The organism is Flavobacterium oreochromis, assembly GCF_019565455.1.
Classification (GTDB): Bacteria; Bacteroidota; Bacteroidia; order Flavobacteriales; family Flavobacteriaceae; genus Flavobacterium; species Flavobacterium oreochromis.
The window spans coordinates 3,084,641-3,097,137 of the sequence record NZ_CP067377.1 but is presented as its reverse complement, the minus strand read 5'-3'; the positions used below and the strand labels follow the sequence as shown (position 1 = coordinate 3,097,137).

Annotated in this window: 14 protein-coding genes and 1 pseudogene; 8 read left to right on the top strand and 7 right to left on the bottom strand. The window is 27.3% G+C overall.

Annotated elements, in window-relative coordinates:
* Positions 1-65 precede the first annotated feature (65 nt).
* The 6 genes and pseudogenes from JJC03_RS14780 (at position 66) to JJC03_RS14750 (ending at position 5,431) form a co-directional block, all read left to right on the top strand.
* A complete protein-coding gene (locus JJC03_RS14780) occupies positions 66-611 on the top strand; it encodes a hypothetical protein (protein WP_088445313.1) in 546 nt (181 codons plus the stop codon).
* Positions 595-2,063 (top strand): annotated as a pseudogene (locus JJC03_RS14770) (BCCT family transporter). Before JJC03_RS14780 ends, JJC03_RS14770 begins: the two are co-directional and overlap by 17 nt.
* 144 nt (positions 2,064-2,207) lie before the next feature.
* On the top strand, positions 2,208-3,152 hold the full coding sequence (locus tag JJC03_RS14765) for an L-histidine N(alpha)-methyltransferase (protein WP_088399200.1): 945 nt from the start codon (positions 2,208-2,210) through the stop codon (positions 3,150-3,152).
* The gene (locus tag JJC03_RS14760) at positions 3,149-3,817 is read left to right on the top strand and encodes an aspartate/glutamate racemase family protein (RefSeq protein WP_235873567.1); all 669 of its coding nucleotides are present in this window, start codon (positions 3,149-3,151) and stop codon (positions 3,815-3,817) included. Before JJC03_RS14765 ends, JJC03_RS14760 begins: the two co-directional genes overlap by 4 nt.
* A 244-nt stretch (positions 3,818-4,061) precedes the next feature.
* Positions 4,062-4,418 (top strand): VOC family protein, encoded by a 357-nt coding sequence (locus tag JJC03_RS14755; RefSeq protein ID WP_235874391.1) that lies wholly within the window; start codon positions 4,062-4,064, stop codon positions 4,416-4,418.
* A 185-nt stretch (positions 4,419-4,603) separates the two neighbouring features.
* Entirely contained in the window at positions 4,604-5,431 is an 828-nt protein-coding gene (locus JJC03_RS14750; protein ID WP_235873566.1) for a helix-turn-helix domain-containing protein, read from the top strand.
* Positions 5,432-5,829: 398 nt separating this feature from the next.
* Here JJC03_RS14750 and JJC03_RS14745 read toward each other — a convergent pair whose 3' ends face one another.
* Both JJC03_RS14745 and JJC03_RS14740 read right to left on the bottom strand, forming a co-directional pair.
* Positions 5,830-6,159, bottom strand: a complete 330-nt coding sequence (locus JJC03_RS14745; RefSeq protein ID WP_235873565.1) for a transposase — start codon at positions 6,157-6,159, stop codon at positions 5,830-5,832.
* Positions 6,156-6,977 carry a hypothetical protein gene (locus JJC03_RS14740; protein WP_235873564.1) on the bottom strand — a complete coding sequence of 274 codons (822 nt, stop codon included), beginning with the start codon at positions 6,975-6,977 and terminating at the stop codon, positions 6,156-6,158. Before JJC03_RS14740 ends, JJC03_RS14745 begins: the two co-directional genes overlap by 4 nt.
* A gap of 125 nt (positions 6,978-7,102) precedes the next feature.
* Here JJC03_RS14740 and JJC03_RS14735 point away from each other — a divergent pair, with 125 nt between their 5' ends.
* A complete protein-coding gene (locus JJC03_RS14735; protein ID WP_088445539.1) occupies positions 7,103-7,657 on the top strand; it encodes an REP-associated tyrosine transposase in 555 nt (184 codons plus the stop codon).
* A 47-nt stretch (positions 7,658-7,704) separates the two neighbouring features.
* Here JJC03_RS14735 and JJC03_RS14730 read toward each other — a convergent pair whose 3' ends face one another.
* Together JJC03_RS14730 and JJC03_RS14725 are read right to left on the bottom strand one after the other, a co-directional pair.
* The gene (locus tag JJC03_RS14730) at positions 7,705-8,853 is read right to left on the bottom strand and encodes an IS4 family transposase (RefSeq protein WP_235873494.1); all 1,149 of its coding nucleotides are present in this window, start codon (positions 8,851-8,853) and stop codon (positions 7,705-7,707) included.
* A gap of 294 nt (positions 8,854-9,147) precedes the next feature.
* Positions 9,148-9,798 carry a DUF3828 domain-containing protein gene (locus JJC03_RS14725; RefSeq protein ID WP_235873563.1) on the bottom strand — a complete coding sequence of 217 codons (651 nt, stop codon included), beginning with the start codon at positions 9,796-9,798 and terminating at the stop codon, positions 9,148-9,150.
* 198 nt (positions 9,799-9,996) lie between these two features.
* On the opposite strand from JJC03_RS14725, the gene JJC03_RS14720 reads away from it, so the two are divergent.
* Entirely contained in the window at positions 9,997-11,145 is a 1,149-nt protein-coding gene (locus tag JJC03_RS14720) for an IS4 family transposase (protein WP_235873562.1), read from the top strand.
* A gap of 108 nt (positions 11,146-11,253) precedes the next feature.
* Here the strand turns inward: JJC03_RS14720 and JJC03_RS14715 are convergent, their stop codons facing one another.
* The 3 genes from JJC03_RS14715 to JJC03_RS14705 all read right to left on the bottom strand — a co-directional run bounded on the left by JJC03_RS14715 (position 11,254) and on the right by JJC03_RS14705 (position 12,400).
* Positions 11,254-11,433, bottom strand: coding sequence for a hypothetical protein (locus JJC03_RS14715; protein WP_235873561.1), 180 nt, complete (start codon positions 11,431-11,433; stop codon positions 11,254-11,256).
* A 291-nt stretch (positions 11,434-11,724) separates the two neighbouring features.
* The gene (locus JJC03_RS14710; RefSeq protein WP_235873560.1) at positions 11,725-12,078 is read right to left on the bottom strand and encodes a hypothetical protein; all 354 of its coding nucleotides are present in this window, start codon (positions 12,076-12,078) and stop codon (positions 11,725-11,727) included.
* Positions 12,079-12,088: 10 nt separating this feature from the next.
* Entirely contained in the window at positions 12,089-12,400 is a 312-nt protein-coding gene (locus tag JJC03_RS14705) for a hypothetical protein (RefSeq protein WP_235873559.1), read from the bottom strand.
* Between the last annotated feature and the right edge of the window lie 97 nt (positions 12,401-12,497).

The following is a 12,497-nucleotide window of genomic DNA, read 5'->3' as shown; positions in this document are numbered from 1 at the left end:
CGACAAAAGATATTTAGATAAACTTATACTATCATATACTATGAATACAATTAAATTTTAGAAATATGAAATTAAATGAAAACAACTTACTAGGCGCAGTAAAAGAATTACAAGAAAAAGGTTATCAAAATAACTACGAAATACAAGATCAACATCTTATTTGTACCAATACTAATAAAAAATTAGTTTCAGACGAATTTAAGGTAGAAAATGGTTACCAATTTGAAATTACTGAAAATGCTATTGATTCACAATATTTATTTACTATAAATGATCTAAATACAGGTCAAAAAGGTTTACTAATAGATTTAATGGGCGAAAACTATTATAATAACTCTACAATCTCAAAAAAATTAAATATTCCTTTAGAAATCTATATCTGTCATGATGAACTACCAATAAAATATGGTATGAGAAAAATTTTTAAAGAAGAATTTAATAACAACCCTGATTATTTTGAATTAAGAAAAGGCTATAATGATATGCCTGCATGTCCTTTTGGCAACAGTTTTAAAGCTCTTGGATATGATAAAATAAAAAAAGAATATGTATGGCTCGTAACTAGTATTATAAAAGATAAAAGACTAAAAATAAATGAATATACTAAATAAAATAATAAAAGAGCATAAATTATTCCTTTCTGCTTTTCTTTTTAGTCTTTTATTTTCTTTAATAGGATTATTATTTCCCAAAAGTATAGTAAACGGACTCTCTTTTATTAATATTTTAATTCTTTCTAATTTTAGTAGATTTTATCAATATTTAGGGCTAATTATCGTAATTATATCTATTATCATATACTGCATACCGTTTAGTAAAAATAAGCTAGGAACAGAAAAACCAGAATATTCTTTTTTTTCATGGATCGCTTTATTATATAGTACCGGTATGGGATCAGGTCTTTTACTAAGAGCTGTACAAGAACCTACATATTATTTACAAAATTCACCAGTACAAGGAATAGAAAAAAATCTTTAGCATTACAATATGCTTTTTTCCATTGGGGGCTTACTCCTTGGGCAATGTATAGCCTTTTTGGCTTAATTATTTCCTATGGATTATATATACAAAAAGAAGAAAATTTTTTGGCCGCTATTACCCATTTTATACAAAATAAATTTATCAAATCAGCTATTCCTATTTTTATAATTATCATCACAATTGTTGGTGTTATTGCATCATTAGGATTAGGAACAGGTCAATTTATAGCTGGTGTTAATTATTATTTTAAATGGAATTTAGGCTATACTCCTCTACTTATAACAGCATTATTCATAGGATTAATTGGGACATTATCTGCACTCACAGGTATTTCAAAAGTTATAAAATACTTAGCTGATTTTGATGTAATAGGCTCTCTAATATTAATGTCTTTTATTGCTTTCTTTCTCAATTTTAATGATTTTATAGCAACCATGATAACTGCTTTTAAAAGGTATATTTTACATTTCTTTGAAATGAGTTTATCAATCGGAAATTATCATACTTCTAAAGATTTTACTAATAATTGGACCGTTTTTTATTGGGCATTTTGGTTAGCATGGGTTCCTTTTACTGGAATTTTCATTGCAAGGGTTTCTAAAGGACGAACCATTAAAGAATATATTATTGCAACCATCTTCATACCCGCTATGGCCAGTATGATTTGGTTTTCTGTATTTGGAAATAGTGCTTTTAATAAAATAAAAAACCTTTCCGATACAATCTTTAACAATGTTTTTACCTCATTATTTTTGTTTTTAGAACAATATCCTTTCAGTAGTATTACCATTTTACTAGCAATTATACTTATTTTAATTGCTATTATAAATTCTGTAGACTCTGCTATATACGTACTTTCTATCTTTAGCGATAGAGGTAATGAAAATCCTTCCAAAAATCATAAACTTTTATGGGGAACGATAATAACCTCTACTTCTATTGGATTAATGGCTCTAGGTACTGATGATTTATTAAACGCAATAAGTAATTTATTAATCATTTTTGCCCTTCCATTTAGTATATTATACAGTTATTTAATTTCAATTTTCTTAAAGCAATATTTTAAAAAAAATAAAAATTGAAAAACAATAAGTAGTACATACAAAAATATCTAATTAAATCTAAAACACTGTAAATAAAACTTCAACTAGTAATTAATATTAGCATCACGATTATTCTATCAATTAAATTTTTAAAAGAGCTCTATTTCAAAAAAAGATTATAACATGAACGAACAATTTAAAAAAGATATTCTAGAAGGATTACTAAACCCTACACAAAAAAGTGTGCCCTCTCGCTATTTCTATGATAAAAAAGGAGATGCTTTATTTCAGCAAATTATGGCTCTTCCTGAATATTACCTTACCCGAGCTGAAATGGAAATTTTTGAAAGAAAAACAGATGAACTAATTAATAGCCTAGGTTTTAATAATCAAAATAAATTTGATATAATAGAATTAGGAGCTGGAGATGGTACCAAAACCGTTCATTTATTAAAAGAACTAGTAAACCGTACAGTTAATTTTCAATATATTCCTGTAGATTTTTCATTAAATGCACTACAAGGCATTGAACAATATTTAAAACAAGAAATTCCTACTTTAATAATAAAACCTAATCATGCAGACTATTTTCAAGCACTTAAAAATTTAAAACAAAGTAATAGAATTAAAATTATCTTTTTCCTTGGTTCTAGCATTGGTAATCTAGATGATGAAATGGCTACAGAATATATTTATCAATTAGGATCTCATCTTTCTAAAGGAGATAAAATATTATTAGGTGTAGATCTCAAAAAAAGCATCGAAATTATTTTACCAGCATACAACGATAATCAGGGCGTTACAGCAGAATTTAACCTTAACTTATTAGATAGAATTAATAAGGAATTAGGCGCTAATTTTGATCGATCAAAATTTATACACCATCCTATTTACGATGAAAAAAAAGGAATGGCAATCAGCTATCTAAAAAGTTTATCCAATCAATCTGTAACAATAGATAATACTACCATTTATTTTTTAGCAGAAGAATTAATACATACTGAAATTTCTAGAAAATACGACGATGAAGTAATGCGTAAAATATTATCTAAAACAGACATTCAATGGGAATACAAAATTACGGATTCTAACAACTTTTTTGCAAATTATATTTTAGAAAAAAAATGAAACATAAATTAGGCATATTGGGCTTAGGATCTTTTTCTACATTACATTATATAGAAGAGCTAAACAATAAAAGTTTAGAAAAATTTGGAGGATATAACACTTGCCCTTTCATAATGATTAATACAAACTTTAATCAAATTAATACTTATTTACCAGATCAAGAAACAGAATTAATTAAGAATCTACTCCCCTATTTATACTCCTTAACCTTACTAAATATAGAATATCTAATAATTCCTAATATTACGATTCATAGAGTTTTAGACAAAATTTTAAAAACACACAATTTTAATTTTACAATCATCCATCCCATTAAACTACTACTACACAAATTACTTGAAAAATCAATTACAGAAGTAATTATATTAGGTAGTCTATATACCATGCAAGGAACATATATCCAAAATTTACTTCAACAAAACGGAATAACAAGTATTAAATTAAATAAAGAATATCAAAAAAAGATAGACAATTTAAGAAAACTAATTTATACAACCCAAAACAAAAATACTTCACTCTTAGAAGAAATTATACAGAAATATCCTAATACTTATTTTATTTTGGCCTGTACTGAATTATCCATTCTAAAATATAAAAATCCACATATCATAGACCTTAGTGATTTACAAATTAGTAAAACTATTAAATTAGTAAACAAGCATTAATAGATTATATATCAAATATATAACTTATTATTAATTCTATTTCTAACCTAACACATAAAAGATTAAATACTTTATTTTTAAAAAGGAAAAATAAACAAATTAATAGGCTTTTTTATAAGCTTGATCTTTTCAAAAAATTAGAATTTTGCGATAAATACTAATAATTATTTTAGTTAAACCTTTTAATTTTTTTATACTATGAACGCTAAAGTCATTCATCCAGCATTCCGTACTTATGATATAGATAAAACGGTTTGCATTTTACAACAAATATTTTGGTTTTAGATTAGATGCTTCTGCAGATTTAGGAGACCTTACACTTAATTTCCTAAAAGATTCAGGAAACCAAGTAGAATTAGAATTTACAGTTTTTAAAAACCCTAACATGACTACAGGTATGGAAAATGGTGGTTTTGATCATTTAGCTATTTCGGTTGATGATCTTCCTACATTGCATAAAATGATGACTGAAGATGGATTAGAACCAACTGAATTAATGGAAGTTAAATTAGGAAATGTTGTTCTTGCCAAAGTCTTTTATGTAAATGACCCTAATGGTTACAAATTAGAAATGGTACAAAGAGAAGGTCGATGGGCATAAAATGATTTAAAAAGGATTATTTATTAGATCCTCATCTTAGCCAGAAGTAGTTTTACCAATTACTTTTGGCTTTTATTCTTAAAAATACATTTCAAATTGTAGATCTAAAAATTCCAGTATTACAATATAAAATTAAAACGAAAACGGTATATTAGATCCGTAATATAATACAAATTAATTTTTTTATGATTTTCAATGGAATTTTAGATGAATATCTATTTGTATCTGAAATCGTTCCAGAACGCAAATATATGTTCAATAAAGATTTAAAAACCAGTTTGACTATATTATGGAATACTGGTTCTAAATTTGATCTTACTATCGATAATATTCCATATGAAATTAATACTAATTGCTTTGTGTTTTTAACTTCCTTTCATAAAATTAATGAATTTGATTTTGAAAAATTAAGAGTAATTCAATTCAATCAACCTTTTTATTGCATAGAAAATCACGATAGTGATGTTGGGTGTAAAGGGTTACTATTTTTTGGAGCATCTAGCGTACCTAAAATAGCAGTAGAAGAAAATGCTTCTGCATTTGACTTACTTTGGAAAATATTTGAAATGGAAATTGATCAACATGATCAATACACCTTAGAAATGCTCAAATCACTTTTAAAAAGATTTTTAATTCTTTGTGTTAGAGTTTATAAAAAACAAAATTTTTCTCTTAAAGAAGACTCTAAAACAATTGGTTTAATACGTGAATTTAACTTTCTGGTAGAAAAACATTATAAACAACATACAACCGTTGCTGCATATGCTGATATGCTATTTAAAACACCAAAAACGTTATCTAATTTATTTAAAAAACATATTGATAAAACACCACTAGAAATTATTAACAATCGTCGTCTTTTAGAAGCTAAAAGACTACTTAATTACACTCATTTACCCATCCAAGAAATTGCTGATGAACTTTCTTTTAATGATATACAATCATTCAGTAATTTTTTTAAAAACAAACAAATTTATCACCTACTGAATTTAGAAATACTACAGCTAATATGAACTAATTACACTGTAAAAGCATGGCACTTTATCTTTATCTATAGATCTCATATAATTTTCCTTTAAAGGTAGTTATTCTTTCTCAAAAATATGTAAAGTATTGTCCGTTCGGGCCGATTGAGATGTAATAACCACTACTTGATCTGACAGTTCTAAGTTAAATTTTACTTGTCAGATGATTTGTAATTTCATTTCCCTGCGGGGTTTTTCAATAGAAAGAAAAAAATACTTAATGAAAATATTAAGTTTAGAATCAAAAATTTGTAATACCTACCAAAACCTTGATAAATTAAAACTATAAAACAAAAAGCAACTCGTAAAAAAGTTGCTTTTTTGTTTATTTACTTGTGTGTCCTACTGTTGTGGGCACAGAATGCAATTCATAAGTGTTCGAAACCTTATCCTGTATTCATTATGTCATTAATTTTATCTGGATTTCCTCCACATTTGAGTACAATATCTTTCATTATTAACACTTCTAATTCATTTGCAAATTTTAGTTTTGGTATTTTATATCCTTTTAATTGATTTAACTTTTTATAAACAGTCAAAAGTATTACTGTAATTAATGTCATATACATTACAACTCTAATCCTGTTTGTATTTCTAGACATTAAATGACTAAAATTCAAATTTTGTTTGATAAATTTAAAAAACACTTCGATTTCCCAACGTTGTTTGTATATATCAACTATTTCTTTAGAAGACAATTCTTTACTGTTACTCAAAAAATAAAAAACTTCTTCAGTTTTTTTTCTTTGGCAATAATCAGGCGTAAAAACTTTTCAGTTTTTTTACTTCTTTCATCAAATAATGTTACTTCTAAATCTTGTTCAATAATTAATCTTTCCGTTTCATTTTCAATAATTTTAAATTCATTTATTGTTTCAAAACGATCATAATTGTTAAGGCGAGTTACGAAAACTAACTCTTTATCACTAAACTCATCAAAGGTAGATCTAGCTTGAAGACCTCTATCAAAAACTAAAATATTATTAGCATTTAATGGACATTCATTTATTAATTCCTTTAATGCAAATTCTTCTGAAAGAAATTGTTGTTCTGTAAATACTTTTGAATGAATTGGCACATTTGAAAACGCCATACTAAATTTTATATATTTCTTGTCTCCCTTTTTATTAAGTTTCATTCCTTCCATTAATAATTTTGAAGAAATTGTTACCATAGTGGAATCAAAAGAAATGATATTGTGTTCTTTCTTTAAATATTTATCTTTGAATTGAGAAAGACAACTATTAAAAATGGCTTCAAAGTAATCAGGATTAATATTTACTAATCTATCCCTAATTGAATTGTATTTAACTCCTTCATAGCTAGTATTAGCGATGCCTTTAAAGGCTAATGAATGATAGAATTCTTCCATAACTCGAACACTATTCTGTCGAACATTAAGCATCGAAAACAATAATAATTGAAACATCGTTTGTCCATCGAGCTTCTTAACTTGATAGTCTACTTTGTATTCTATTGACAATCGTTCTAATTCTTCTTTTGGTATGTAATTTAAAACTTCTGAAACTTTCATAGTTTCTTGTAAAATTACAAATTTTAAGGTTTCGAACACTTATGAATTGCATTCTGTGCCCACAAAGAGTTTCAGAAAAGCATAACAAATTTGTATTTTTACTTAGAAATATAAAAGTGCAAAGCATGTCAACAAAATATAAAGCCACCACTACAGAAGACTGTTATTTTATTACAATTACAACTGTAGGTTGGGTTGATGTTTTTACAAGATTAAACCAAAAACATCATATTATTGATGCTTTGAAGTATTGTCAAAGCAATAAAGGACTCGAAATATATGCCTATTGTATTATGACCAACCATATACATTTACTTTGTAAAGCTACCAACGGGTTTGTGTTAAGTGATGTGATGCGGGATTTTAAAAAATTTACATCCAAGAAAATCATTCAAACTATAATAGAAGAAACCGAAAGTAGACGCGAATGGATGTTAGAATATTTTAAAAAGTCATGCGATCATTTAAAGAAAAATCAAACCTATAAAGTATGGCAAAATGGCTATCATGCAGAGCATGTTTATAGTAATGCATTTATCAAGCAAAAACTGGAATACATCCATTTTAATCCAGTAAAAGATAAGATAGTTGCACATCCAGAAGATTATTATTTTAGTTCTGCAAGAAATTATGCTGACTTAGAAAACGAACTAGACGTAATTCTTTTATATTTGTTTTGAGTCTCATTGTTGTGGGCACAGATTATAAATCATAAGTGTTCGAAACCCTATTTTGGTTTGAAAATATCCTCAACTTGATTTGGGTTTCCACCGCATTTTTCCACAATATCTTTGATGATTAATACTTCTAACTCGTTAGCAAATTTTAGTTTTGGTATTTTGTACCCTTTTAGATTGTTTAGTTTTTTATAAACTGTCAAAAGGATCGCCATTATCAAAGTCATATACATAACAACCTTTATTCCGTTTAGATTCCTAGAAATCAAATGACTAAAGTTTAAGTTTTGTTTTATAAATTTAAAAAACACTTCAATCTCCCATCGCTTTTTGTAAATATCGACAATCTCTTTAGAAGTCAGGTCATTACTATTACTTAAAAAATAGAATATTTCATTACTTTCCTTTTCTCTTGCAATGATTAACCTTAAAAATGAAGTTGTTTTTTTATTTCGTTTATCAAACAATATGACCTTCAAATCTCTTTCAATATATAATCTTTCTGTTTCGTTTTGAACTATTTTAAATTCCTCAACTATATCAAATCGAGTATAATTATTAAGACGAGTAACAAAAATAAAATTCTGGTTATTAAAACTTTCAAATGCACTTCTTGCCTGAAGTCCGCGGTCAAAGACCAATATATTTTCTGGACTTAGGGGACATTCATTTATCAAATCTTTTAAAGCAAAATCTTCAGAAACGAAAGCTTGTTCTGTAAATATCTTTGAGTGTATAGGAACATTCGAAAAAGCCATACTAAATTTCACAAATCTTTTATCTCCTTGTTTGTTAATCTGCATTCCTTCTTCAAATAATTTAGAAGAAATACTGACTAAAGTAGAGTCGAAAGCAATGATGTTGTGCTTTTTATTAAGATATTTATTTTGAAATTGTTTCAAGCAACTTTTGAAAATTGCTTCGAAATAACACGGATTTATAGTAACTAATCGGTCTCTTATCGAATTGTATTTTACTCCGTCAAAACTATTGTTTGCAATACTTTTAAATGCTAATGAATGATAAAATTCCTCCATAACCCTCAGGCTATTATTTTTTACATTTAGCATTGAAAAAAGTAAAAGTTGAAACATCGTTTGCCCATTGAGCTTTTTAACTTGGTAATCAACCTTGTACTTTAATGATAATCTTTCTAATTCCTCTTTTGGAATATAATTTAACACTTCCGAAACTTGCATAGTTTCTTGTAAAATTATAAAATTTAAGGTTTCGAACACTTATGAATGCAATTCTGCGCCAACGTTTGCGCTGAGACTCACTTTGTGTCATTCCTGCGCGATCGGGAATTCTGCGCCAACGTTTGCACTGAGACTCACTTTGTGTCATTCCTGCGCGATCGGGAGAAGTAAAAAACTTCTTCCCCTTCGCAAGATTTATTGTGTTATTCTAACATAAAGTTATTGAATTATACGCAAAAAATAATCGAAAAGTTTAGCAATTATTATTTGGAAAAACCATAGTTATCGGGGGGGCTATTTAATTCTCAAAAGACTATCGTTTAAAATATTAACAATTTCAATTTTACCTAATCTGTTTTTAGCAAGTTTATATTCTAGCCTGACTTCTCCATCTTCTTCAAAATTAACAAAAGTCACAACAAAGATTTCAGCTTCTTTGGTACAATTAATTGTTTTTTTAATACTTACCCCATCATAATCTTGAGCTTTAATGAATGGATCATAATCTAATTCTAAATTTTCAGGATTTGAATTTAAACTATTTATCTTATCATTAATTTCTTTAGACAAAAACTCTTTCTGATCAGAAAAGCTAAAATTTTTGTTCTCATCGTAGTAAAATTTGTTGTAAAATTTTTTTAAAAACTTTACTCCTTCATCAATACTAACTATAGTAGTATCTTTTAAATTACTTTTATCGTTTACACTTTGCTGTTCTAAAATTTTTCCCTTTGAATTTTTGTTATTGTAATCATCTTTAATTTCACCTTTACAACAGATGAATAATATTGGAACTATTAATAAAGATTTTTTTTCATATTTTAGTTTTTGATTCTTCAAATGATGGATCCTATATATTGCGTAAGTATTCGCTTTAATGTATTCTGCATGAACAAAAAATGAGCGTTGCTTAAAGTCTGAAACCCATTTTTTTCCATTATACATAGCAATATGACCATATGGTTTCTTATCAGTCTTTTTAAACACAGCAATATCTCCTTTCTCTAAATCAATATCGTTTATATTTTTACTTATTACTTCAAAATTTTTATTCTCAAGTTTTCCGCTTAAATAATAACTTGTGGCATGACCTCTTAACCATAAGTGTTCGAAACCTTAAATTTTATAATTTTACAAGAAACTATGCAAGTTTCGGAAGTGTTAAATTATATTCCAAAAGAGGAATTAGAAAGATTATCATTAAAGTACAAGGTTGATTACCAAGTTAAAAAGCTCAATGGGCAAACGATGTTTCAACTTTTACTTTTTTCAATGCTAAATGTAAAAAATAATAGCCTGAGGGTTATGGAGGAATTTTATCATTCATTAGCATTTAAAAGTATTGCAAACAATAGTTTTGACGGAGTAAAATACAATTCGATAAGAGACCGATTAGTTACTATAAATCCGTGTTATTTCGAAGCAATTTTCAAAAGTTGCTTGAAACAATTTCAAAATAAATATCTTAATAAAAAGCACAACATCATTGCTTTCGACTCTACTTTAGTCAGTATTTCTTCTAAATTATTTGAAGAAGGAATGCAGATTAACAAACAAGGAGATAAAAGATTTGTGAAATTTAGTATGGCTTTTTCGAATGTTCCTATACACTCAAAGATATTTACAGAACAAGCTTTCGTTTCTGAAGATTTTGCTTTAAAAGATTTGATAAATGAATGTCCCCTAAGTCCAGAAAATATATTGGTCTTTGACCGCGGACTTCAGGCAAGAAGTGCATTTGAAAGTTTTAATAACCAGAATTTTATTTTTGTTACTCGTCTTAATAATTATACTCGATTTGATATAGTTGAGGAATTTAAAATAGTTCAAAACGAAACAGAAAGATTATATATTGAAAGAGATTTGAAGGTCATATTGTTTGATAAACGAAATAAAAAAACAACTTCATTTTTAAGGTTAATCATTGCAAGAGAAAAGGAAAGTAATGAAATATTCTATTTTTTAAGTAATAGTAATGACCTGACTTCTAAAGAGATTGTCTATATTTACAAAAAGCGATGGGAGATTGAAGTGTTTTTTAAATTTATAAAACAAAACTTAAACTTTAGTCATTTGATTTTTAGGAATCTAAACGGAATAAAGGTTGTTATGTATATGACTTTGATAATGGCGATCCTTTTGACAGTTTATAAAAAACTAAACAATCTAAAAGGGTACAAAATACCAAAACTAAAATTTGCTAACGAGTTAGAAGTATTAATCATCAAAGATATTGTGGAAAAATGCGGTGGAAACCCAAATCAAGTTGAGGATATTTTCAAACCAAAATAGGGTTTCGAACACTTATGATTATAAATCTGCGCTAACGATACCGCTTAGATTTTGTTTGCGTATATCTGAGCGATCAGGATTGGGCGGGAGCGAGAGAAAGCTTGCAAATCATTCCTCCATCTTACTCAAGACTACTTGCTCTTTCAAATAATCAATAAATGCCCATTCAAACTCATCTACAGTCATTATATAACCTGTTTGCTTTTCTTGTTCTTCTATAACTTCATAAAATTTTAATCGATGTTTTCTGTAATTCTCTTTAAAACCGAATAAAACATTATAATTCACAACATAAAAGTTTCCCCAAGGAAGCTTATCTATTCTCAGATTTTTTATTTCTTCTTCCCGAATTGAAGTATTTTCAATGTTTTCATCAGGGATATTTTTTTATGTTAAATTTAGCTCTTATGGCTTCAAATAACAAATCTCTTATAAAAAAAGTAAAACTCATATTCTCAGTAAAATAATAATTTTTTTCAGTAATATGATAGATAATAGGGTTTTCTGAGCGACTATCAATAAACCCCAAACTAAACCAACGATGGTATTGTGTTATGAAAATTATTTTATTAATGTCAATTATGTCTTTAAAATAAAAAAATCATCGTCACTATTGTCTGCATAATCAAGAAATCCTTCATCTCTTAGAATTATTTGTTTGTAATTCTCATTAACACCAACAAACATAGCTTCTTTTATGTCTTTTATTGTCATATCAAAACATTCATCAGTTTTTCTGACTTTTATTTTCCTGCCAAATAAAATCAAAAAAGCATACAATGTCACTGGAAATTCAATTTGATGCTCTTTTTCAAATTGATGTATAACAGTTTCATCTAAACCTTCAACTTCATCAACTAATGTTAGTTTTGTATCTAATACAAACTGTTTCACAGATTCATAAAATGAAATATATTTCTCTCCTCTTTTCATAATTATTTTTTTAATAAATAACTCCGTGCTTTTCTTTTACTTCAACTCCTGCTTTAATTTCATTACATTTACCAATAATAGCTTCACAAGACTCACAAGGGCTCATTTCGGTAGTAATATTAATTTTGACTTTTGAGCCACCTAAAATTTGTTCGACATACTCCTTTCTATCTGCTCCATTAGGTATTTTAATATCTTTTTCACGAGCCAAACGATCCATAAAATATTCAAATATCTTAGCCTCACTATCTTGTCCTCCACCAGATATTGCATAAAAACGATTATTACTAGCTGTTGGTGTGATTGTTTTGTTTGTACCCAAAAAACCATAGTTATCGGGGGCTTAAAAATAAAAATTGAAGATTAAATACAATGTCATTATTTTAAAATCTTTTATTTTCATTGCGAGACCATCTTAA